At 64.3% G+C, this 23,100-nt stretch carries 19 protein-coding genes; 9 read left to right on the top strand and 10 right to left on the bottom strand.

Annotation, left to right across the window (positions count from 1 at the left end; translation table 11 throughout):
• The first annotated feature begins 16 nt into the window (after window positions 1–16).
• The 3 genes from NZK81_RS08515 (at window position 17) to mazG (ending at window position 4,188) form a co-directional block, all read left to right on the top strand.
• Complete coding sequence (locus NZK81_RS08515; protein ID WP_260045687.1) at window positions 17–1,183, top strand: penicillin-binding protein activator; 1,167 nt, start codon at window positions 17–19, stop codon at window positions 1,181–1,183.
• Window positions 1,184–1,261: 78 nt separating this feature from the next.
• Window positions 1,262–3,268 carry a DNA topoisomerase IV subunit B gene (parE, locus tag NZK81_RS08510; RefSeq protein ID WP_260045686.1) on the top strand — a complete coding sequence of 669 codons (2,007 nt, stop codon included), beginning with the start codon at window positions 1,262–1,264 and terminating at the stop codon, window positions 3,266–3,268.
• 131 nt (window positions 3,269–3,399) lie between these two features.
• Entirely contained in the window at window positions 3,400–4,188 is a 789-nt protein-coding gene (gene mazG / locus NZK81_RS08505) for a nucleoside triphosphate pyrophosphohydrolase (protein ID WP_260045685.1), read from the top strand.
• On the opposite strand, the gene hflX is transcribed toward mazG, so the two are convergent.
• The 7 genes from hflX to dusB all read right to left on the bottom strand — a co-directional run bounded on the left by hflX (window position 4,165) and on the right by dusB (window position 13,541).
• Window positions 4,165–5,499: a GTPase HflX gene (gene hflX, locus NZK81_RS08500; protein WP_260045684.1), complete on the bottom strand. Its 1,335-nt coding sequence runs from the start codon at window positions 5,497–5,499 to the stop codon at window positions 4,165–4,167. The two genes, mazG and hflX, sit on opposite strands and share 24 nt — an antisense overlap.
• A 17-nt stretch (window positions 5,500–5,516) precedes the next feature.
• Window positions 5,517–6,083 (bottom strand): RNA chaperone Hfq, encoded by a 567-nt coding sequence (gene hfq / locus NZK81_RS08495; RefSeq protein ID WP_260045683.1) that lies wholly within the window; start codon window positions 6,081–6,083, stop codon window positions 5,517–5,519.
• A 148-nt stretch (window positions 6,084–6,231) separates the two neighbouring features.
• A complete protein-coding gene (gene ntrX / locus NZK81_RS08490; protein WP_260045682.1) occupies window positions 6,232–7,626 on the bottom strand; it encodes a nitrogen assimilation response regulator NtrX in 1,395 nt (464 codons plus the stop codon).
• A gap of 52 nt (window positions 7,627–7,678) precedes the next feature.
• Window positions 7,679–9,850 carry a sensor histidine kinase gene (locus NZK81_RS08485; protein WP_260045719.1) on the bottom strand — a complete coding sequence of 724 codons (2,172 nt, stop codon included), beginning with the start codon at window positions 9,848–9,850 and terminating at the stop codon, window positions 7,679–7,681.
• A 114-nt stretch (window positions 9,851–9,964) separates the two neighbouring features.
• Window positions 9,965–11,380: a sigma-54-dependent transcriptional regulator gene (locus NZK81_RS08480; RefSeq protein WP_260045681.1), complete on the bottom strand. Its 1,416-nt coding sequence runs from the start codon at window positions 11,378–11,380 to the stop codon at window positions 9,965–9,967.
• Complete coding sequence (locus tag NZK81_RS08475) at window positions 11,377–12,516, bottom strand: two-component system sensor histidine kinase NtrB (RefSeq protein WP_260045680.1); 1,140 nt, start codon at window positions 12,514–12,516, stop codon at window positions 11,377–11,379. The genes NZK81_RS08480 and NZK81_RS08475 overlap by 4 nt, the downstream gene beginning before the upstream one ends.
• A complete protein-coding gene (dusB, locus tag NZK81_RS08470; protein WP_260045679.1) occupies window positions 12,513–13,541 on the bottom strand; it encodes a tRNA dihydrouridine synthase DusB in 1,029 nt (342 codons plus the stop codon). Before dusB ends, NZK81_RS08475 begins: the two co-directional genes overlap by 4 nt.
• Before the next feature lie 80 nt (window positions 13,542–13,621).
• Here dusB and NZK81_RS08465 point away from each other — a divergent pair, with 80 nt between their 5' ends.
• Genes NZK81_RS08465 through NZK81_RS08455 form a run of 3 tightly spaced genes read left to right on the top strand, consistent with a single transcriptional unit; the run spans window position 13,622 to window position 15,870 of the window.
• Window positions 13,622–14,806, top strand: a complete 1,185-nt coding sequence (locus NZK81_RS08465; protein ID WP_260045678.1) for a bifunctional 2-C-methyl-D-erythritol 4-phosphate cytidylyltransferase/2-C-methyl-D-erythritol 2,4-cyclodiphosphate synthase — start codon at window positions 13,622–13,624, stop codon at window positions 14,804–14,806.
• 4 nt (window positions 14,807–14,810) lie between these two features.
• Window positions 14,811–15,344 (top strand): hypothetical protein, encoded by a 534-nt coding sequence (locus tag NZK81_RS08460; protein WP_260045677.1) that lies wholly within the window; start codon window positions 14,811–14,813, stop codon window positions 15,342–15,344.
• Window positions 15,345–15,360: 16 nt separating this feature from the next.
• Window positions 15,361–15,870 (top strand): CinA family protein, encoded by a 510-nt coding sequence (locus NZK81_RS08455; RefSeq protein ID WP_260045676.1) that lies wholly within the window; start codon window positions 15,361–15,363, stop codon window positions 15,868–15,870.
• Between the two features lie 142 nt (window positions 15,871–16,012).
• On the opposite strand, the gene NZK81_RS08450 is transcribed toward NZK81_RS08455, so the two are convergent.
• Window positions 16,013–16,459 carry a type II toxin-antitoxin system RatA family toxin gene (locus NZK81_RS08450; protein WP_260045675.1) on the bottom strand — a complete coding sequence of 149 codons (447 nt, stop codon included), beginning with the start codon at window positions 16,457–16,459 and terminating at the stop codon, window positions 16,013–16,015.
• Window positions 16,460–16,511: 52 nt separating this feature from the next.
• Entirely contained in the window at window positions 16,512–17,450 is a 939-nt protein-coding gene (gene lipA, locus NZK81_RS08445) for a lipoyl synthase (protein ID WP_260045674.1), read from the bottom strand.
• 84 nt (window positions 17,451–17,534) lie between these two features.
• Here lipA and NZK81_RS08440 point away from each other — a divergent pair, with 84 nt between their 5' ends.
• Entirely contained in the window at window positions 17,535–18,200 is a 666-nt protein-coding gene (locus NZK81_RS08440; RefSeq protein WP_260045673.1) for a carbonic anhydrase, read from the top strand.
• 110 nt (window positions 18,201–18,310) lie between these two features.
• On the opposite strand, the gene NZK81_RS08435 is transcribed toward NZK81_RS08440, so the two are convergent.
• Window positions 18,311–19,648, bottom strand: a complete 1,338-nt coding sequence (locus tag NZK81_RS08435; protein ID WP_260045672.1) for a hypothetical protein — start codon at window positions 19,646–19,648, stop codon at window positions 18,311–18,313.
• 331 nt (window positions 19,649–19,979) lie between these two features.
• On the opposite strand from NZK81_RS08435, the gene gyrA reads away from it, so the two are divergent.
• Both gyrA and NZK81_RS08425 read left to right on the top strand, forming a co-directional pair.
• Window positions 19,980–22,748, top strand: a complete 2,769-nt coding sequence (gyrA, locus tag NZK81_RS08430) for a DNA gyrase subunit A (RefSeq protein WP_260045671.1) — start codon at window positions 19,980–19,982, stop codon at window positions 22,746–22,748.
• Window positions 22,745–23,095: a DUF952 domain-containing protein gene (locus tag NZK81_RS08425; protein ID WP_260045670.1), complete on the top strand. Its 351-nt coding sequence runs from the start codon at window positions 22,745–22,747 to the stop codon at window positions 23,093–23,095. The genes gyrA and NZK81_RS08425 overlap by 4 nt, the downstream gene beginning before the upstream one ends.
• Window positions 23,096–23,100: the final 5 nt, after the last annotated feature.

The raw sequence follows: 23,100 nt of genomic DNA, 5'->3' as shown, positions 1-23,100 counted from the left end.
CAGGGAGCGGCAAGACATGTTCTACAAACACCTGAATTCACAGGTGAATCGGCGCAACCTTCTTGTCGCCGCAGCAATGACGGTATTGGCCGGCTGTACGGTGATCCCCAAGGGCCCCGCGCCGACCACGCCTGCACCCACGCCGAGCGAGAGCGTGATTCCCGTGGATACCGAGCGACACCGCATCGCCCTGCTCGTCCCGATTTCCGGCCGCAACAGCGCTGTCGGGCAGTCGATCGCGAACGCCGCCAACATGGCGCTGCTCGACACCGGTGCGACCAACCTGCGAGTCACGACCTACGACACGGCCACCGATCCGCGCGATGCCGCGCAGCGGGCGATCGCGGATGGCAACAAGCTCATCCTCGGGCCGCTGCTGGCTGACAACATCCCCGCCATCGCCAGCGTTGCCCGCCCTGCGAAGATCCCGCTCATTTCGTTCTCGAACGACGAGGCGGCTGCATCCAGGGACGTGTTCATCATGGGCAACCTTCCGGGCCAGTCGATTGCCCGGACGGTCGAATATGCCCATGCCCACGGCATTTCGGCCTTCGCCGCGCTGGTCCCGCGCGGTGAATACGGCGACCGGGCCAGCGACGCGCTGCTCTCGTCCGTCCGCAGCAGCGGCGGCGCCGTGATCGCGATGGAACCTTACGACCGCACTGCGGCCTCGATCAGCGCGGCCGCCACCCGGATGAAGGCAAAGACCGGCTACGGCGCGCTGCTCATCGCCGATGGCGGCAGCCTCTCGGCCAAAGCGGCGACCGCGTTCCGCACTGGCGACGGCAATGCCAACGTGCGCCTGCTCGGCACCGAGCTGTGGGGCGGCGAGCACGAGCTGGCAGCCACGCCGGCCCTCGCGGGTGCATGGTTCTCCACCGTTTCGGATCAGCGCTTCGGCCAGTTTTCCAAGAGCTACCGCTCGCGCTTCGGCGGGCAGCCATTCCGGATCGCAACGCTCGGCTACGATGCCGTCCTGCTGACGCTACGCGTCGCGCGCGACTGGAAACCGGGCAAGACCTTCCCGACCGCGCAGATGCTGGAAAGCGGCGGCTTCCTTGGCCTCGACGGTCCGTTCCGCTTTACCCGCGGCGGCATCGTCGAACGCTCGCTGGAAGTGCGCGAGGTGGAGCGCGGTTCGATCAAGGTCGTCAGCCCGGCGCCGACCAAGTTCGACAACTAGGCCGGCAGACGCATGGGCTGAGGATAAGCGTGAGGCCGCGCTTGATCGCGGATTCACGCGGGGCGTATAGTCCGCGCCATGTCCGATGACCTGTTCGAAAAGCTCCCGTCCGCCGGTGGGGAATCCTACGATGGTTCCGCGATCGAAGTGCTGGAAGGGCTCGAACCCGTTCGGCGTCGCCCCGGCATGTACATCGGTGGTACCGACGAGCGCGCACTGCACCACCTCGCCGCCGAGGTCCTGGACAATGCGATGGACGAGGCGGTCGCCGGCCACGCCAACCGCATCGAGGTTACGCTCGAAGAGGAACCGGGCACGGCCGGGCGGCTGACGATCGTCGACAACGGGCGCGGCATCCCGGTCGACGAACACCCGAAGTATCCGGGCAAGTCCGCACTCGAAGTGATCCTTTCGACGCTGCACTCGGGCGGCAAGTTCTCGGGCAAGGCCTATGCGACATCGGGCGGCCTGCACGGCGTCGGCATCTCGGTGGTCAACGCGCTTTCGGTGAAGACCCGCGTCGAAGTCGCCCGCAACAAGGAACTCTACGCGCAGGAGTTCTCGCGCGGCGTCACGCTGGGCCCGATCCAGAAAGTGGGCGCGGCACCGAACCGGCGCGGCACTTCGGTCACCTTCACGCCCGACAGCGAAATCTTCGGCGACCAGAAGTTCAAGCCTGCCCGACTGTTCAAGCTGGTACGCTCGAAAGCCTATCTTTTCGCCGGCGTCGAAATCCGCTGGAAATGCGCCCCCTCGCTGGCGAGCGACGACGTTCCCGCCGAAGCCACCTTCCAGTTCCCGGGCGGTCTTGCCGATCACCTCGCCGAGCAGATCGGCAGCCGCGAATGCGTGACCAGCCAGTTCTTCGCCGGATCGCAGGAATTTCCGGCCGGTGAAGACGGTTCGGAACAGGGCCGCGTCGAGTGGGCCATTGCCTGGCCGCTCTATTCGGACGGTTCGTACTCCTGGTACTGCAACACCATCCCGACGCCCGATGGCGGCACGCATGAACAGGGCCTGCGCGCCGCGCTGACCAAGGGCATTCGGGCCTTTGCCGATCTGGTCGGCCAGAAGAAGGCCAAGGACATCACGCCCGACGACGTGGTGACCGGCAGCGAGGTCATGCTCTCGGTCTTCATCCGCGATCCGCAGTTCCAGAGCCAGACCAAGGACCGCCTCACCAGCCCCGAGGCCGCGCGCCTGGTCGAAAACGCGGTGCGCGACCACTTCGACCACTTCCTCACCGACAACCTCGATCGCGGCAAGGCGCTGCTGGGCGCGGTGATGGAGCGCATGGACGACCGTCTGCGGCGCAAGGCCGAACGTGACGTCAAGCGCAAGACCGCCACCAACGCCAAGAAGCTGCGCCTGCCGGGCAAGCTCACCGACTGTTCGGGCGAGGGCGACGGCGAAACCGAGCTGTTCATCGTCGAAGGCGATAGCGCCGGTGGTTCCGCAAAGCAGGCACGCGACCGCAAGACGCAGGCGATCCTGCCGATTCGCGGCAAGATTCTCAACGTCGCCAGCGCTACGGCCGACAAGATCCGCGCCAACGCGGAAATCGCCGACCTCGGTCTCGCGCTCGGCTGCGGGTCGCGCAAGGACTGCAACCCCGACAACCTGCGCTACGACCGGATCATCATCATGACCGATGCGGACGTCGACGGCGCCCACATCGCCACGCTGCTGATGACGTTCTTCTTCCAGGAAATGCCGGACATCGTGCGGCGCGGGCATCTCTATCTCGCACAGCCGCCACTCTACCGCCTGACGGCCGGATCGACATCGGCCTATGCCCGCGACGATGCCCACCGCGCGGAGCTGGAAGTCACGCAGTTCAAGGGCAAGAAAGTCGAAGTCGGCCGCTTCAAGGGCTTGGGCGAGATGAACCCGCAGCAGTTGCGCGAAACGACGATGGCCCCTGCCTCGCGCTCGCTGATCCGTATCACGCTGCCGCCCGAATACGAAGACCGTGCCGCCGTGAAGGACCTCGTCGATCGCCTCATGGGCCGCAACCCGGAGCACCGTTTCCAGTTCATCCAGAACCGGGCCGGAGAGATCGATCCCGAACTGATCGATGCCTGATCGATGCCGGTCATGCGAGACTGACAAGGAAACAGCGCGCGGCGCATTGAATCCGACAGCAAGCTGACAGCCCCGTACGCTTTCCTTCCGCCGCCACGTCCGCATGCGCTAACTGCAGGATTGCCATGACAATGACCGATCACCGCCACCTGCAAATCGACCGCCTCCTTGCCATCATGGCGCGCCTGCGCGACCCGCAGGACGGATGCGAATGGGACCGCGCGCAGAATTTCGCGACCATTGCGCCCTACACCATCGAGGAAGCCTACGAAGTCGCCGACGCTATCGAACGCGAGGATCTCGATTCGCTGCGCGACGAACTGGGCGACCTGCTGCTGCAGGTCGTGTTCCACGCACGCATGGCAGAGGAACTCGGGCGCTTTGACTTTGCCGACGTCGTCGCATCGATTTCCGACAAGCTGGAGGCCCGCCATCCGCACATTTTCGGGGACGATGCCAGCGGCGATGCCCAGACCGAACGCTGGGAAAAGCTCAAGGCCCGCGAACGCGCCGCCAAGGGCGCGAAGAGCGCGATCGACGGCGTGGCGTTGTCGCTGCCGGCACTGATGCGTGCCGAGAAGCTGCAGAAGCGTGCCGCGCGTGTCGGGTTCGACTGGCCCGATCCGTCCGGCGCCGCGGAAAAAGTGCGCGAGGAAATGGTCGAACTCGAGGAAGCCAGTGCTGCGGACAAGGTGGAGGAAGCGGGCGATCTGCTGTTCGCCGCCGTCAACCTCGTTCGCCTGAACGGCATTGCTCCCGAAGATGCGCTACGCGCCGCGAACGCCAAGTTCGAACGGCGCTTTCGCGCCATGGAAGTGCTCGCCTCGTGCGACGGCAGGGACTTTGCCGCGCTCCCGCTCGACGATCAGGAAAGCTACTGGCAGGCGGTCAAGGCATCAGAGCGCGTTGAAACGGCCTAACTCGCGCTCGGTAAGGCGGACCTGCAAGCGAAGCTCGGGGCCTTCTGGCCCCTCACCCGCCGCCTCTTCGGAAACGACGTCGCCACGCGCGTGAAGAAACGCGATGCGCTGGCCATCGGCGGCCGGCAGCACGAAGCTGTAGAGCTTCGATCCGACCGTGAGTTTCGCCCCGACGACGTCCAGCAGATGCTCGCATCCCATCCCGGTCAGCGCCGACAGCGGGACAACGGTTTCCCCCTCGCGCTGCTCTGCCGCCTTGCGCAGCTCCTCGGCATGGGCGGGACCGAGCAGGTCCCACTTGTTCCAGACTTCGATGATCGGAATCGCGAGCCGTTCGCCCTCGTCCTCATCCTCCTGCCCGGTCAGAACACCGAGATCGGCCAGTACATCGAGCACCTGCCGCTTCTGCGCCTCGGTGTCGGGATTGGCGATGTCGCGCACATGGACGATGACATCGGCAGCGGTCACTTCTTCCAGCGTCGCGCGGAACGCTGCGACCAGCTGCGTCGGCAGATCGGAGATGAAGCCCACCGTGTCGGAAAGGATCGCCTTTTCCACGCCGGGAAGGCGGATCGCGCGCATGGTCGGATCGAGCGTGGCAAACAGCAGGTCCTGCGCCATCACTTCAGCGCCAGTAAGGCGATTGAAAAGCGTTGATTTTCCTGCGTTTGTATAACCGACCAGCGCGATCACGGGCCAGGGCGCCTTCTCGCGCCGTTCGCGGTGAAGCCCGCGCGTACGCCGTACTTGCTCCAGTTCGCGGCGGATCTTGGCCATGCGGTCGCGGATCATCCGGCGGTCGGCCTCGATCTGCGTCTCGCCCGGACCGCCAAGGAAGCCGAAACCACCGCGCTGGCGTTCGAGGTGAGTCCAGCTGCGCACAAGGCGTCCGGCCTGATAGTCGAGGTGCGCGAGTTCGACCTGCAGGCGGCCTTCCGCGGTCGCGGCACGCTCACCGAAGATTTCGAGGATCAGGCCGGTCCGGTCGATGACCTTGCGCCCCAGCTTCTCTTCCAGGTTGCGCTGCTGGATCGCCGAAAGCGAGCCGTCGACGATGACAAGCTCGGCCTCGTTCAGTTCGCAGGCAACCAAGATGTTCTGAATCTGACCTTCGCCGAAAAGCGTGCCGGCCCGCGGCTCGCGGATCGGTATCGCGATGGCGTCTGCCACCACCAGACCGATTGCCAAGGCAAGACCCTTCGCCTCTTCGAGGCGTGCGTCGGGATCAAGGTCCCCTCTCCCGCGCATGTTCGGATAGACGACGAGGGCACGCGCACCGCGCGTGACCTCGCCCTTCGGTTCTTCGCTCAATTCAGTTCCGCTTCGACTCAGTCGGCTTCTTCATGCGCCTGCAGGTCGACCGGAGTCACGGGCTGAATCGTCGAAACCGCGTGCTTGTAGGCAAGCTGCACGTAGCCTTCGCGTTCGAGCAGCATACAGAACAAGTCGTAAGCGGCCACGCGACCCTGCAGCATGACGCCGTTGATGAGGAACATCGTCACCTGCACGCCGGCATTGCGGATGCTGGAGAGGAAGACGTCCTGAAGCAGGCGCGTCTTCTTGGTATTCTCCGAACCGTTCGCGAACTGACGCGCGTCGACGGGGGTCGATGGCATGATCGTGGAGATCGCGTGCTTGTACACCAGCTGCGACTGACCATCCCGGCGAAGGAGAATCGAGAAATTGTCGAACCAGGTGACAATGCCCTGAAGCTTCACGCCCTTGACCAGGAACATCGTGACCGGGGTCTTGTTCTTGCGCAGGAGATTGAGGAACTGATCCTGAAGATTCTGTCCCTTACCCGCAGAGCTACCTGCGCTGACGGGAGGAGCTTCCGGCTCAGGCGCCGCCGGCGGCGTGGGTTTCGGTCGCGCTGACAGCGTTCGACCAGCCATGTCATTCTCCTTCTTCTTGTTGGCGGCCGTAATTGCGGTCCGCGATCTGGCCGCGGGCTTTTCCCGATGACCGTTCTCGAATCGAGAATCTATCCATTTGCTGCACTGCGGTAAACACGAGAATTCAGGCGCTGATATTGCAATCGTTTTACACCTGCGCTTCGCCGTCCTCGTTTTCGCGCCGCTCGGACATGCCCAGAAGCTTGAGCTTGCGGTGCAAGGCCGAGCGTTCCATGCCGATGAAAGCGGCAGTCTTGGAAATGTTGCCCGAAAAACGCCGGATCTGCACGCGCAGGTATTCGCGCTCGAAACTTTCGCGCGCCTCGCGCAAAGGCGCGCTCATCATCACCGAAACGCTGGCGTCGTTGCCGCTCTGGCTGTTGAAGATCTCGGGCGGGAGCATGTCCGCCTCGATCCGGCCCAGCTTCTCGCGCGGGGCCATGATCACCGTGCGTTCCACCACGTTGCGCAACTGGCGGACATTGCCGGGCCATTCATAGGCCTGCAGCGCGGTCATCGCCTCGTTGCTGACCTGTGGCGGCGGGACGCCCTGCTCGTTGGCGTAGCGCGCGAAGAAATGGTCGACGAGCGCGGGAATGTCATCGCGCCGGTCGCGCAGGGCGGGAATGGAAACCGGCACCACATTGAGCCGATAGAACAGGTCCTCGCGGAAGCGCCGTTCGGCGATTTCCTTCTCCAGATCGCGTGAAGTCGACGAGACCACGCGCACGTCGACGCGGATCTGGCGCGAGCCCCCCACGCGCACGAAAGCCTGATCGGTAAGCACGCGCAGGATACGCGCCTGCGTGGACAACGGCATGTCGGCCACTTCGTCGAAGTAGAGCGTACCGCCGTCGGCCATTTCCAGCAGGCCAGGCCGCACCAGCGCCCCTTCCGCCTCTTCGCCGAACAGCTCCTGCTCGAAGCGTTCGGGCGTGATACGGGCCGAATTGACACTGACGAAGGCATTGCCGGCACGCGGGCTCCAGGCATGGAGCAGTCGCGCGGCGACTTCCTTGCCCGATCCCGCGGGACCGGAGATGAGCAGCCTGCTGCCGGTATTGGCGACGCGCTTGAGCGTGGCGCGCACGTGATTGATCAGCCCGCTCGATCCGGTAAACTCCTCGCCGGACGGGAAGTCCTGCCTGAGTTGCGCATTCTCGCGCCGCAGCCGCTCGGTCTCGGTGGCGCGGTCGACGAGATGAAGCAGCTTTTCCGCTTCGAAGGGCTTTTCGATGAAGTCCACCGCCCCCCGGCTGATGGCCGCGACCGCGGTATCGATATTCCCGTGCCCGGAAAAGATGATCACCGGCAGTTCCGGTTCGCGTGCCTTGATCGCGTCCAGCACTTCCAGCCCGTCCATCGGGCTGCCGTGGAGCCACACGTCCAGCAGCACCAGCGATGGCCTGCGCTCGTCGATGGCCCGCAGCGCCGCTTCGCTGTCTCCGGCGGTGCGGCACTCATAGCCTTCGTCGCTCAGGACCCCGGCGACCAGTTCGCGAATGTCGCGTTCGTCGTCTACGATCAGGATTTCGAGTGCCATGGGAGTGTCTTCTTCGTCAGGGGGGAGAGGGGGAAGCGGAGGATAGCGGTCATCATTCGGCCGCTTCCGGTTTGCGGCCGAGGCCGAGAGGATCGCGGGCGAAACGCATCGTCACGGTAGTGCCGCCGCCCTGCGCAGGCATGAACGTCATCTCCCCGCCGTGTTCCTCTACGATCTTGTTGACGATGGCGAGGCCCAGGCCCGTGCCCTTCTCCCGCGTCGTCACGTATGGTTCGATGATGCGCTCGCGGTCCTGCGACAGGCCGATGCCGTTGTCGGTGATGCGCACCAGGATCGAATCGTCGGCACCTACGAGTTCCACGCTCACGGCGCCGTGATAATCGTCGCCCGCGTCCTTGCCCTTGCTCTCGATGGCTTCGACCGCGTTCTTGAGCACGTTGGTCATGGCCTGGCCGAACTGGTGGCGGTCGCACTCGATCGCGGTGATGTCGGTGTCGGCGGAGAAGCTGAAAGCGATCTCGGGCCGCGCCACTTCCTGCAGGAACAGGGCCTGGCGCGTCAGCGCGACCGGGTCCTCTACGCGGAATACCGGCTTGGGCAGGCGGGCGAAGGAAGAGAACTCGTCGACCATCTTCCGAAGATCGCCGACCTGGCGGATGATGGTACGGGTCAGATCCTCGAACAGCTCGGGATTGTCGGTGATCTGCTTGCGGTAACGGCGGCTGAGACGCTCGGTCGCAAGCTGGATCGGCGTCAGCGGATTCTTGATTTCGTGCGCGATACGCCGCGCGACGTCGGACCAGGCGGCGGTGCGCTGATCGAGAAGCTGGCGGGTAATGTCCTCGAAGGTGATGACATGGCCGGTCGCGTCGCGGCTCGTCTTGACCGCCAGCGTGAGCAGTTCGCCACCCCGGTTGTGCTGCACGAGTCCCGTCGACGTGCCCTGCTCCACCAGCGCCGCGATCGGCGGGGCGAGATCGGCGATGGTGAGGTCCTCGGGAAGCTCGCTGTTGCTATCGGTCAGCAGCTTTTGCGCAGTACTGTTCATCAGCAGGATGCGGCCATGTTCGTCGAGCGAGATAATGCCCGAGGTAACCGATTCGAGCACGGCCTCGATGAACAGGCGACGCTCGTGAAGCTGGCGGTTGGCGCCGAGGAGCGCCTGGGTCTGTTTGTCGATCTGCGCCGTCATGCGGTTGAAGGCGCGGTTGAGCAACCCGATCTCATCCGCGCCGGTACGCCCTTCGAGCCGCATGGCATAATTGCCCGCCCCCACGCGCCGGGCGGCATCGACGAGTTCATAGAGCGGCTTCACCTGCCGGTCGGCAAAGCGCAGCGCGAACCAGACCGAAAAGCCGACGAGCACCAGCGAGGCGACGAACAACGCGACATTGAAGCGCAACTGATACACGCGCGCACGGCTGGTCAGCACTTCGTAGGCCTGCACGATGTTCTCGGCACTCTGCCCCTGACTGAGAGAAAGCAGGTCGTTACTGCGGGCGACCAGCAGATAGATCCCGGATGACCGCTCGATCGGGGCGGCGGCGACGATGCGGTCGTTGCGCGACGTAACGTCGTAAGGCGCGCCCTTGTCCAGATGTTCGAGAACGTCCTTGCCGATACGGTTGTTCTCGGACTTGCCGTCCGGATCGACGATGATCGGCGTTCGTTGATTACCGTCGGAATCGATCTGGATAATCGCGGCCACGCTCAGGTTCCGGCGCAGCACCTGATCGGCGAGGAACGCCTGAAACTCCTGGCTGGCGACCGGATATTCGCCCAGCCAGGTGCGCGAATCCTCCGCCATGGCGACCGATTCATACCCCACGTCGCGCAAGGTCTGCTCATAGTACCCGCGGGCCAGCTTGTTGGCATTTTCCAGCAGCCCGCGCGAGCTGTCGGAAAACCAGAACTCCACACCCGACTGGAACAGCCACGATGCGAACACCACCACGAGCAGGGTCGGGATGGCCGAGATCAGCGAGAAGATGAACACCAGGCGCACATGCATGCGTCCGGTCCCGCCAATGTTCTCCGCCGCGCGGCGCAACGCGAAACGGCGACCCAGCAGAACGAGGATCGCAAGAGCCGGCACGAGGGTACCGATCAACAGCGTCGCCGTGAGGTCGGAAGGCAGCAGTTCACCCTTCCCGCCGCTGCTGCTGAGCGCATACCATGTGGTCGCCGTCATGATCAGGAAGGCGACGACGGACAGCACTTCCATGACGGCAAAGAAGTTAGCCCTCCGCGCCGCGACCTGCATGCGGCGCCACCAGCGCGGCCAACCGCGCTTCCGGGTCAAAACTTCAATCATCGTTGCCATGTTACAACAGCGCTGTTGCCGACTTGCAAGAGCGATTCCACGAAATCATCGACATCATCGACGAGCGAATTCCTCAGGGTCGAGTTCGAGTTCGCTGAGGCGCTTGCGCAAGGTATTGCGATTGATGCCCAGTGCCTGGGCTGCGCGCAACTGGTTGCCCCCGGTCTCCTTCAGAACTTCGGCGAACAGAGGACGTTCGAACGCTGCAAGGGCGTTCTCGTAAATCGTGCCGCTGGCAGGCCGTTCGGCGGACAGCCAGTGCGACACGGCGCCGGCGATGTCTCCCGCATCCACCTGGGCGGCGCCCGCCGTTCCGACGGGCTCCTGCGCGAGGAGCGGCAGGACGCTGTCGACGTCGATCACGTCCTCGCGGGCCAGCAGCGCCATGCGATACACGAAGTTCTTGAGCTCGCGCACGTTGCCCCGCCAGAGCTGGCGTCCCAGCAGCGCGGCCGCCTCGTGCGTGAGCTGGCGGCGCGGCAGGCCCTCGTTCGCGGCGTGCTGGAGGAAGTGGCGCGCCAGAACCTCGATGTCGTCGCTGCGGTCGCGCAAGGGCGGCATGTGGATCGGCACGACATTGAGCCGGTAGTACAGGTCTTCGCGGAAACGGCCGGCGGCGATCTCGGGCTCGAGGTCCTTGTTGGTGGCGGCGATGATGCGCGTGTCGAGCTTGATTTCCTCACGCCCGCCGACGCGGCGCACCGTCCCCGACTGCAGCGCGCGCAGAAGACGGGTCTGCGCCTGCATCGGCATGTCGCCGATCTCGTCGAGAAACAGGGTTCCGCCCGCCGCCTGCTCGAACTTGCCGACATGCCGCGCGACCGCGCCGGTGAAGGCACCCTTCTCGTGGCCGAACAGTTCGCTCTCGATCAGCTCGGCGGGAATGGCGGCAGTGTTGACGGCGATGAAAGGCCCTTCCCTCCGGTTGCCAAGCTGGTGGATTGCCTCGGCTACCAGCTCCTTGCCGGTGCCCGATTCGCCCAGGATCAGCACGGTCAGGTCGTTGCGCAAGACGCGCGTGATCATGCGGAAGACCGATTGCATGGCCGGACTGCGCCCGACCAGCGGCAAGCCGTCGCCCAATGGTTCGTCGCCCCGCCCGGCGGTGCCCTGCGCCGCCCCCACGGCCTGGCGCAGCGTGCGGGCAAGTTCATCGATGTCGAAAGGCTTGGGAAAATACTCGAAGGCGCCGGTGTCGGTCGCGCGCACGGCGGTATCGAGCGTGTTCTGCGCCGACAGGATGATGATCGGCATGGCCGGGTGAAGCGCCCTCACCCTGTCGATCGTCTCGATTCCATCGCCATCCGGCAACATCACATCGGTGACCAGCGCCTGGAAGCAACGCTCGTTGAGCAGCCGGTCGCGATCGGCAATCGTCTGGCAATGCTCCACCGAAAAACCCTCGTCCTCCAGCGCGGCGGTGATGACGATGGCGATGGACATGTCGTCTTCGACAAGCAGAACGCTCATGGTGTCAGCTTCCTCCTCAGCTCCCTTCTGCTCATTTCACGCGCGAGCGGCAGGTGGACGCGAAAGTGCGTCAGCCCCGTTGCATCATCGCGCTCGTGCGTGATGCGGCCGTTCATGTCGCGCACGAGCTTGCGCACCAGCGGCAGTCCCAGCCCCTGGCCCGATTTCTTGGACGTGACGAACGGCTCGAAGATGTGATCGCGCATGGCCAGATCGACACCGGGACCATTGTCGCTGACGCGCAACTCGACGGGCAGGCGCAGGGGCGCACCGGAATCGGTCGTGTGCAGCTGCAGGCCGCTGGCGAAACGCGTACGGATCGTCACGCGCGGTTCCTCTGCCTCCTGGCTCGCCTCGATCGCGTTGGACAGCAGGTTTATGATCACCTGCACCAGACCGTCGGGACTGCCCAGGATCGGCGGCAGCGAGGGGTCGAACTCCTCGATGATACGGTAGCGGCGTCCTTCGCCGTTTTCGTCCTCGCCGCTGGCAGCCTTGATCACGTCGATCGCCCGGCGCGCGGATTCGTGCAGGTTGCAGGGTTCGACCGGCGGCGCCGTGCGTCCGCTCAGCTTCTGCATCCGCTCGATCAGCCCTGCGATGCGGTCGACTTCCGACGTAATCAGATCGGTCAGGGCCTTGTCCCGCTCATCGACCTTGCGGGCGAGAAGCTGGGCCGCGCCGCGAATGCCGGCCAGCGGGTTCTTGATCTCGTGGGCCATGATCTCCGGACCGCGCAGTACCGCGGTATCCGCGCCGCCGGAATCATCGCCCAGCGCGTCCGTGGCACTGTTGTCGTGAATGGTCAGAATCTGCCAGCCCGTCGTATCGGCCACCGGCGCAATATTGATATCGATGCGCCGCAAGCCCTTGCCCTTGAGCGTGACCATGACTTCGCGCGCCGATACCGGCGTTTCGTAATCGTTGAGCCGCTCAAGCAAGCGCTGGTCGGGAAACGTCAGCACATCACCCAGACGACTGCCCACGAGGCGGCGCAGCGATTGACCGAAGAATTGCTCAGCGGCCGGGTTGACGGAAGCGATCAGCTGTCCTGGCTCCAGCAGCACGACGGCGTGCGGAAGGCTGGCAAGCAGCCGGTTGGATTCCGGAAGGGCTGATCGGATCGCGAGGCTCATGCCGCCCGAAGCTGTCCACCGGTGGACCGGTAGGGCGCATAGAACTCGGCCAGCGCGCGCAGGACTTCGCCGCCGTCGTCCATGAAATTCACGCGGTTGCGGAACTCGGCCGATCCCCTGATACCCTTGACGTACCAGCCCAGATGCTTGCGGGCCATCTTCACCCCGGTTTCGTGGCCATAATGCGAAAGCATGGCTTCGTAATGCTCGCGGATGATTTCGTACTGCTCACCGAAGTCCGGCTCGGCCATCAGCCCGCCGCTACGCCACCAGCGCATGACCTGTGCGAGGATCCACGGCTTGCCGTAGGCGCCGCGCCCGATCATCAGGCCATCCGCGCCGGATTGCTCAAGCGCCCTGGCGGCATCGTCTATGCCGCAGATGTCACCGTTGACGATGACCGGAATCGAGACTGCATCCTTGACCTTGCGGACAAAGCCCCAGTCGGCCTCGCCCTTGTACATCTGGTTGCGGGTGCGGCCATGGACGGTGATCATGCGCGCGCCCAGATCCTCAGCGATGCGGGCGAGTTCGGGGGCGTTGAGACTGTCGTGGCACCAGCCCATGCGCATCTTGACGGTGACCGGCACTTTCACGGCCTTGACCGTCGCCTCGATCAGCCTTGTCGCCAGCGGGACATCGCGCATCAGCGCCGAGCCGGCATCGCCGTTGACGACCTTGCGCACCGGGCAGCCCATGTTGATGTCGATGATGGCAGCGCCCCGATCCTCGACGAGCTTCGCCGCCTCCGCCATCTGCTCGGGCTCGCAGCCAACGAGCTGCATCGAAACCGGATCCTCGATCTGGTCCCACATCGCCTTTTGAAGCGACACGCGTGTTTCGCGGATCGCGGCCGGGCTGGCGATCATCTCGGTCACGTTGAGACCCGAGCCGAAACCGCGCACCATCTTGCGAAATGGCAGGTCCGAAACCCCCGTCATCGGCGCGAGCACGACCGGACAGTCGATCGTCACGGGACCGACATGGATGGGCTTCAACGCCGGGGGTACGGGCAATTCGGTCATATCTTGTGCAGCACTGCCTAAAAAACAGGCAGCGCATAGTGGATTGCCCTCGCTCCGGCAAGCGATTACCGGCGGGAGCAATGACGCGTATCGTATCAGAACAGGCGCAGGACGGGCTCGGCTTGTCGACCGTCGCCGCCGTGGTCGTCGCGGCTGGCCAGGGTCTGCGGGCGGGACAGCCTCTGCCCAAGCAGTTTGCGACATGGCGTGGTAAACCGGTGGTCAGGCATTCGGTCGAGGCTTTCGCCAGCGCCGGCATCTCACCGATACTGGTGGTCATCCCGGACGGCGCGGAAGCCCTGGCAGGCGAAGCCCTGCGCGACATTCCCGGCGTACAGTTCACCGTCGGTGGCGAGACAAGGCAGGAATCGGTCCGGTTGGGCCTGGAACTGCTGGCGGGTACGGCACCGGATCTGGTTCTCATTCATGATGCCGCACGGCCCATCGTCCCGCCCGCGGTCATCGAAAGTCTGCTGGCGACGCTGCGCCATTACCGGGGCGCGATCCCTGTCCTGCCCGTGGTGGACAGCCTCGCGCACGTCGATCGCGACGATCGGGGCGACGTCATGGGTGCCAAGGCCCAGCGCGAGGACCTGCGGCGGGTACAGACCCCGCAGGCATTTCATTTCACCGATATTCTGGCGGCCCATCGCGAATGGGCCGGCGCCGCGACCGCCGGCGACGATGCCCAGGTCGCGCAGGCCTGGGGCATGGACGTGGCCATGACCGAAGGAGACGAGGCCCTGCACAAGCTGACTTTCGCGTCCGACTTCGCAGCCCCCCTTCCCGCTGTCCGCGTCGGGACAGGCTACGATGTCCACCGGTTGTCCGAAGGTGAGGAGCTGTGGCTGTGCGGCGTGAAGATCGCGCACACCCATGGCCTGGCGGGACACAGCGATGCCGATGTGGCCATCCATGCGCTGGTCGATGCCCTGCTCGGCGCCATCGGCGCGGGCGATATCGGGCAACACTTTCCACCCAGCGATCCGCAGTGGAAGGGCGCCGCCTCGCACCAGTTCCTGTCCCATGCCGGGACACTGGTCCGTGAAGCCGGCTATGCGCTTGGCAATGCCGATGTGACCATCGTATGCGAGGCGCCGAAGATCGGCCCCCATCGCGAAGCCATGCGCAACAGGCTTGCAGAGATTCTCGACGTTGACATCGCGGCAATCAGTGTGAAGGCAACGACCACCGAGAAACTGGGCTTCACCGGTCGCCGCGAAGGAATTGCCGCACAGGCAGCCGTGAGCCTCATCAGGACCTAGCATCATGCGCAAGAAGGGATTCGCCCGTGCCATCGCTCTCGTGCTCACCTTCGCTCCCGGCGTGGCGGCTGCCGCGCAGCCGGTCTGCCTGACGCATGCCGAGGCGACCTCGCTGCTGACCTATGCCCTGCCCCAGGCCATCAACGGCACGGCCGCCCGCTGCGCGCAGGTGCTTCCCGCCAATGCCTTCCTGCGACGACACGGTGGCGAACTGGCCGCACGCTATGCCGGGCAGAAGGACAAGTACTGGCCGCAGGCCAAGCCGGCCTTTCTGAAAACGCTCGGCCCGGATGGCGATGTTTCCGCGAACACGGTGCGCAACCTGCCCGACGACCGCATGCGTCAGATCGTGGACATTTTCGTCGAAGGGCTTGTTTCGCAGCAGATCGCCCTCAAGTCCTGCAACAAGCTGGACCTCGCGATAGACCTGCTGTCGCCGCTACCGCCCGAGAACACCGCCGGCCTGATCGCACTGACCATGGAAGTCGCGAGCAACGCCGAGCCGAAGATGGGCAAGTTCGCCCTGTGCAAGGATTGATCCCCAAAGGACAGACATGGCCAAGACGTTGCTTTTCCCCCAGGACCTGGTCGAACTCGCCGAGCGGGTGATTGCCGAGAACACGGCCGCGGGCCGCAAGGTTGCGCTGGCCGAAAGCTGCACCGGCGGCCTCGTGTGCGCGGCGCTGACCGAGATTCCCGGATCGTCCGCCGTGCTCGACCGCGGATTCGTGACCTATTCCAACGAGGCCAAACAGGAGCTGCTCGGCGTCCAGTCCGACATTCTCGAAGCCTTCGGGGCGGTTTCTCCCGCCACGGCCTGGGCCATGGCGCAAGGTGCCCTGAAGAACAGCAATGCCGATGTGGCCGTTGCTGTCAGCGGCATTGCCGGGCCGGACGGGGGAACCGAAATGAAGCCTGTCGGCACCGTCGTCTTCGCACTCGCGATCCGCGGCGACGAGGAAGTGAACGCCGAACAGAAGCTGATCGATGGCGCCAATCGCGCGGAAATCCGGCATCAGGCAGCGCTGTTCGCGCTTGAGATGTTGCTTCTGGGCGAAGGTTGAATCGCTTGTTTTCAATGCCCTAAAGAGATTGAGTTACATTTTGTAACTGAAATTACTAAACGTAACTCAAGTGCAGTCGCAAGCCCCGCCCGCAGTTACAAAGAGAAACCATCATTCGTTTCAAAAAGTAACTTCAGCGAAATCACGGCGTCTGGGGAGCGCCATAAAGCTCTGCCGCCCGGATCTCGAACGCCGCTACCATCTTGCGGAAAGCCTTGTCGAAGTATTGTCCGGCTAGCTTTTCGAACAGCGCGTTGCGGAACGAGAAGCGCACGTCGAATTCCACGTCGCAGGATGTCTCGTCCACCGGGTGGAAGGTCCAGCGATTGTCGAGGTCGCGCATCGGCCCATCGACGTAATGGACCCGGATCTCGTCGGGACGGCGCTTCTCGACGCGCGACGTGAACTTCTCGCGCAGCGCCTTGAAGCCGACCAGCATGTCGGCAACCATTTCGCTGCCATCGTCCGACTTGACCCGTGTTGCCACCACCCAGGGCAGGAATTCCTGGTAGCGGCCAACATCGGCAACGAGGTCGAACATCTGCTCGGCGCTGTACGGCAAGCGGTGGACTTCATGGATTCCGGGCATGTTCAGGCCTTTTGCGCGATCACGCAGGCACCCGTCTGTACACCGGTGGACATCAGCGCTGTCCCCGCGCCAGCCTGGCTTCGCGCGCGGCGCGCATTTCCGCGAAATCCTCGCCGGCGTGATAGCTCGAACGCGTCAGGGGCGTGGAGGCCACCTGCAGGAAGCCCTTGGCGCGCGCAATCGCCCCGTAGGCGTCGAACGCCTGCGGCGTCACGAATTCCTTGACCTCGGTGTGCTTCGGCGTGGGTCGCAGGTACTGTCCCATGGTCAGGAAATCGATGTCGGCACAGCGCATGTCGTCCATCACCTGATGGACTTCGAGCCGTTCCTCGCCCAGCCCCAGCATGATGCCCGACTTGGTGAAGATCGAGGGATCGTGCCGCTTCACTTCCTCAAGCAACCGCAGCGAGGCGTAATAGCGCGCGCCGGGGCGGATCGTCGGGTACAGCCGGGGCACCGTCTCGAGGTTGTGATTGTAGACGTCGGGGCGGGCCGCAACGATCGCCTCGATCGCGGCCTGCATCTTGCCGCGGAAGTCGGGCGTGAGAATCTCGATCGTGGTCGAAGGCGTGGTGCGACGCAGTTCCTCGATCACCTTGACGAACTGGCTGGCGCCACCGTCGGGCAGATCGTCGCGATCGACCGAGGTGATGACGATGTGCTCCAGCCCCATCTTCGCTGCTGCTTCGGCAACGTGGGCGGGCTCTTCCGCGTCGACACGGCCGGGCATGCCGGTCTTGACGTTGCAAAAAGCGCAGGCGCGAGTGCAGGTATCGCCAAGGATCATCACCGTCGCGTGCTTCTTGGTCCAGCACTCGCCGATGTTCGGACAGGCTGCCTCCTCGCAAACGGTGTTCAGCTTGAGATCGCGCATCAGCTTGCGCGTCTCGCCATAGCCCTTGGTGGTCGGTGCCTTCACCCGGATCCAGTCGGGCTTGCGCTGTCTTTCCGGATTGGGAGCCGGGTTCGGTGCAGTCGAAAGATCGTTCATGGGGCCCAGATAGTCATATGCTCGCGCCCTTGCCAGAGCGAATATCCCGAGTAAGGCAATCTCGAATATCCAAGGAGCTCCCCAATGCCCCCATCCGAGACCGAATCCAGCAACAACGCCCTCGGCAATCTCCTTGATGGCTACCGCCGTTTTCGTGACACCGGCTGGACTCCGCACCGCGAACGCTGGGCCCGCCTGCGCGAAGGCCAGCAACCGGAGGTAATGATCATCGCCTGTTCCGACAGCCGCGTCGATCCGACCCAGATCTTCGACGTCGACCCGGGAGAGATCTTCGTCGTGCGCAATGTCGCCGCGCTGGTACCTCCGTTCGAGACGACACCCGGCCACCACGGCGTCTCGGCCGCGCTGGAATTCGCCGTGCAGGTGCTTCAGGTGAAAGAGATCGTGGTCATGGGCCACGGCATGTGCGGCGGCTGCAAGGCGGCCCTGACCCAGGAGCTGCATGGCACCGAACCCGGCGAAGGCGGGTTCATCGCCGACTGGATCGCCCTGCTCGACGAAGCGCGCGAACCTGTCGCAGCGAAATTCGGCACCAAGGGACGCCCCGCCGAGCGTCAAATGGAACAGGCCGCGGTCAAGGTCAGCCTCGACAACCTGATGACTTTCCCCTGCATCCGCCGGAAAGTGCGCGATGGCGATCTGCGCCTGCGCGGCGCGTTCTTCGCGATCGCGGACGGCGTCCTCCACCTGATGGACGACAAGACCGGAACCTTCGATCCGGTGACCTGAGGACAGAGCCGCTGTCCACCGTCGGACAAGCCCTGTCCCGGCAGGTCAAACAAAAAGGGCGACGGGATGTCCCGCCGCCCTTTTTCACGTTCGCCTGACGGCGACCGCGATCAGTTCGCCGGCGCCGCGGCAGCCACCGGGGCGGCCTTGCTCTGGACATAGCCGGTCCACATCTGCGCAACCGGAATGCGCGAGCCCTTCACTTTCGCGAAGTTGGCTTCGGCTTCGGTGTACTTGCCCTGCAACGCCTGAGCCATGGCCAGACGCAGGGTCGCCTTGTCTACATCGACACCCGGCATGCCGAGCGCCTTGGCGTAGAATGTCTCCGCCTGGGCAGGCTGATCGTAGCTGAGGAACACGTCGCCGGCACCGACCACGACGCCGACCTTGGCGCCCGCCTTGTTGGCATCGCTGGCAACGGAGGGAAGCGAAGCCTTGTCCTGCGCGACGCGCGACGAGGTGTTCGTCTTGTCGGCCTCGATCTCCCTCTCGGTGAGAACGCCCTTGGCAAGGCCGTCGTTGATGATCTTCAGCGCTTCGCCCGGATAGGCGCGCGGATCGACGTCTTCGAGGTAGGTGAAATAGTCCGCCTTCTCGGTCATCGACTTGGTCAGGTACTTCAGGCGCATCAGGTCGATGTCCTGCTCACGCGGCAGGGCCGCGATCTGTCCCACGACCGAGATCGCCACACCCCAGGCCGCCGGATAGTACCGACCCAGCAGGGATGCATACTTGGCCGAGGGACCAACCTGCTTGGCACTGTAGGTCTGCTGCAGGGCATTGCGCAGCGTGGTTTCGCTGGGCGCCGTGCCGCTGGCCTGCGCCGCCGCGATTTCCTCGTCCGCCATCTGGAGAACGGCTTCGGTATTGCCGCTGCGCTTGTAGGCATCGACCAGGATCATATCGAGCTGGTTATTCGGATCCTGATAGCCGACTGCCTTGGCCGCCCTGAGATACTTGGCCGCATTGGCCCAGTCCTTGAGCTGATACGCGGTCACGCCCGAATCGAAATTGATCGCCCCAACCGACTCCGGCGACAGCTTGCCGCTCTCGAGCATCAACAGGTTGCCCTTCTGCTTGAAGGCGAGATCCTTGGCGAGAATGCCATAGTTGCGCATGAACGAACCCAGCGCGTGCTTGTCGTCGGGCGTCGTCGCGGCCGGCACGGCGGCCTCGAAGGCGGCCTTGCCGTCACCGCCAAGCGCGGCGTCGATCTCTGCCTGGGCCGCCGCATATTCGTTCGGACCGGCGCCGGCGGGAAGCTTCTTCGTGGCGTCCGTCATTGCCTTTTCGATAGGCGCGGCAGCCTTGCGGAACTCATCCGAGAATTGGGGAGCAGCCGCCTTTTCCTTCTTCTTGGCCATAGCCGGCGGAGCCACCGCAACGGCCAGCCCGCTCGACAGAGCAATTGCAAGAGCAATACGGGAACCCAGGAACTTACGAGCCATCAACGGCAACTCCTCTCAAGTCGGACGACTCCCTAACCCGAAAGAGGGAGTCCAAAAAACGGTTCGGCGCGGTTAGTGGCGGTCAAACAGCCTTTTTGCAACCTCGGGCTCGGGATAGTTTCATGCCACTGAACGCTGATTGAATGCAATTCGGCTCAGCCATTAAGGTTCCGCATCGCGCCGTGCCCCCGCAGATTTTCGCCAGCGACCCATATGTGTGGAAAACGCGCGGCGTTTCAGCCCTGTCGATGCGCTTCAGGTGGCATTCCCATGGCGCTTGTCCTAGGGCGGTTCACCGACCTTTTCTTACAACAATCAGCGATAGAACCGCGTGAGCGACGAAACCAACAACAACGAGCACACCGGCCCAGAAGGCGAGTACGCCCGCGTCGACATCGTCGACGAGATGAAGACGAGCTACCTCGATTACGCGATGAGCGTGATCGTGTCCCGCGCACTCCCCGATGTGCGCGACGGCCTCAAGCCCGTTCACCGCCGCATTCTCTTTGCCAGCCAGGAAGGCGGCTTCGTCGCCGGACGGCCTTACCGCAAGTCGGCGAAGATCGTCGGCGACGTCATGGGTAACTACCACCCGCATGGTGACGCCGCGATCTACGATGCCCTGGCGCGCATGACGCAGGACTGGTCGATGCGACTGCCGCTGGTCGATGGCCAGGGCAACTTCGGCTCGATGGACCCCGACCCGCCAGCCTCGATGCGTTACACCGAGGCGCGCCTGGCCAAGGTCGCCAATTCGCTGCTGGACGATCTCGACAAGGATACCGTCGATTTCGTCGACAACTACGATGGCTCGCGTTCGGAACCTTCGGTCCTACCGGCCCGCTATCCGAACCTGCTGGTCAATGGCGCGGGCGGCATCGCCGTCGGCATGGCCACGAACATTCCGCCACACAACCTGGGCGAAGTGATCGACGGCTGCTTCGCGATGATGGAAAATCCGGGGATCACCTCGGAGGAACTGTTCGAGATCATTCCGGGGCCGGACTTCCCGACCGCCCCGCTGATCCTCGGCTCCAGCGGCGCGCGCTCGGCCTATACGACCGGACGCGGCTCGATTGTGCAGCGCTGCCGCCACGAGATCGAGGAAGGCCGGGGCGATCGCCGCTCGATCGTGCTGACCTCGATCCCCTTCCAGGTCGGCAAGTCCGGCCTTGTCGAGAAGATCGCCGAAGCCGCCAAGGACAAGCGGATCGAGGGCGTCTCGGACATCCGCGATGAATCCAACCGCGAAGGCGTGCGCGTGGTCATCGACCTCAAACGCGATGCCTCGCCCGAAGTCGTGCTCAACCAGCTCTGGCGCAACACGCCCGCGCAATCGAACTTCGCCGCCAACATGCTGGCGATCCGGGGCGGCCGGCCGGAAATCATGGCGCTGAGGGACATCATCCAGTCCTTCATCCAGTTCCGCGAGCAGGTCATCACCCGCCGCACCAAGTTCGAACTGAACAAGGCGCGTGACCGGGCGCATATCTTGCTCGGCCTCGTCGTTGCGGTGTCGAACCTCGACGAAGTCGTGGCGATGATCCGCGGCTCGTCAAATCCCGCCGATGCCCGCGCCAAGCTGCTGGGCAAGGAATGGCCGATTGGCGAAATCGCGCCCTATATCCGTCTGGTCGAGGCGATCGAGCCGACCGCCGAGGAATCGGGCGGTGTCTACCGGTTGTCCGAAGCGCAGGTGAAGGCCATCCTCGACCTGCGCCTGCACCGTCTGACCGCGCTCGGCCGCGACGAGATCGGCGACGAGCTCAAGGAACTGGCGATCGCCATCGAGGAATACCTCGCGATCCTGGCCGACCGCGTGAAGCTCTACGCCGTCATGCGCGAAGAACTGCAGGCGGTCCGCGATGCCTATGCGACGCCGCGTGTCTCCGAGATCACCGCAGCCTTCGACGGGATCGAGGACGAAGACCTGATCGAGCGCGAGGACATGGTGGTGACCGTCACCATGGACGGCTACATCAAGCGCACCGCCCTCTCCACCTTCCGCGCGCAGGCCCGTGGCGGCAAGGGCCGCGCCGGCATGGCGACGAAGGAAGAGGATGCCGTGACGACGATGTTCGTCACCTCCACGCACAATCCGGTGCTGTTCTTCTCGACCGCCGGCAAGGTCTATCGTCTCAAGGTCTACAAGCTGCCCGAAGGCGGCCCGACCACGCGCGGCCGCCCGATCGTCAACCTCCTGCCCGCGCTGGACAAGGACGAGACGATCCAGACCGTGCTCGCGCTGCCCGAGGACGAGGCCGAGTGGAGTTCGCTGTCGGTCGTGTTCGCCACGGCCAAGGGCAATGTGCGCCGCAACGCCATGGACGCCTTCGCCAACATCCCGTCCAACGGCAAATTCGCGATGAAGTTCGACGAAGGGTCCGACGACAGGCTGATCGGCGTGGCTCTTCTGGAAGCGACCGACGACGTGCTTCTGGCGAGCCGCCAGGGCAAGGCGATCCGCTTCGCCGGTGACGACGTGCGCGAATTCACCAGTCGCACTTCCACCGGCGTGCGCGGTATGAACCTGAAGGCCAATGACAAAGGCGAAATGGACGAGGTCATCTCGCTTTCGATCCTGCACCGCGTTGGCACCACGGCGGAAGAGCGCGAGGCCTACCTCAAGTTCGCGCCATGGAAGGGTGAGAAGGAAGGCGAGCCTTCGCTCACCCCCGAACGCATGGCCGAACTGGTCGAACGCGAGCAGTTCATCCTCACCGTCTGCGCCAACGGCTATGGCAAAATGTCCTCGGCTTACGAGTACCGCCGCACCGGCCGCGGCGGCCAGGGCATCACCAATATCGACAACATCGGCCGCAACGGCCCGGTTGTCGCCAGCTTCCCGGCCACGCAGGCCGAGCAGCTCATGCTCGTCACCGATCAGGCCAAGCTGATCCGTCTGCCGCTCGAAACGCTGCGCGTGATCGGTCGCGGTTCGGCCGGCGTGCGCCTGTTCAACGTCTCCGAGGGCGAACACGTGGTGAGCGCCGTTCGCCTCGACGAAGAGGCGGAAGCGGAAGAGGCCGAAGGTGCCGAATCCGAGGCTCCGGCCGCAGAGACGCCAGAAGCGCCCGAGGCACCCGAAGGTGAAGCGTGAGCGCTGACGAGACCGTCGCCTACAAGATCCTGACCGGCGAGCAACTCCAGCAGTTGCTCGCCGCCGGGATTTTCACCGGCGCTCCGGTGGACCTTGCTGACGGCTACATCCACTTGTCCACCGCAGGACAAGTTCAAGGGACACTGGACAAGCACTTTGCGGGACAGGACGATCTGCATATCGCGGTCGTCGATCTGACCGTGCTGGGCGATGCCGTGAAATGGGAAGTGTCACGCGGCGGGGCCCTGTTCCCGCATGTCTATGCCGACCTGCCGCTGACGGCGGTGCCGGCCCATGCACCGGTGGAGCGCAACGCTGACGGGCAGGTCATTCTCCCCCACCCTTGACAGCC

Source organism: Novosphingobium mangrovisedimenti, assembly GCF_025153475.1.
Taxonomy (GTDB): domain Bacteria; phylum Pseudomonadota; class Alphaproteobacteria; order Sphingomonadales; family Sphingomonadaceae; genus Novosphingobium; species Novosphingobium mangrovi_A.
This window is presented reverse-complemented; position numbering and strand designations above follow the sequence as displayed.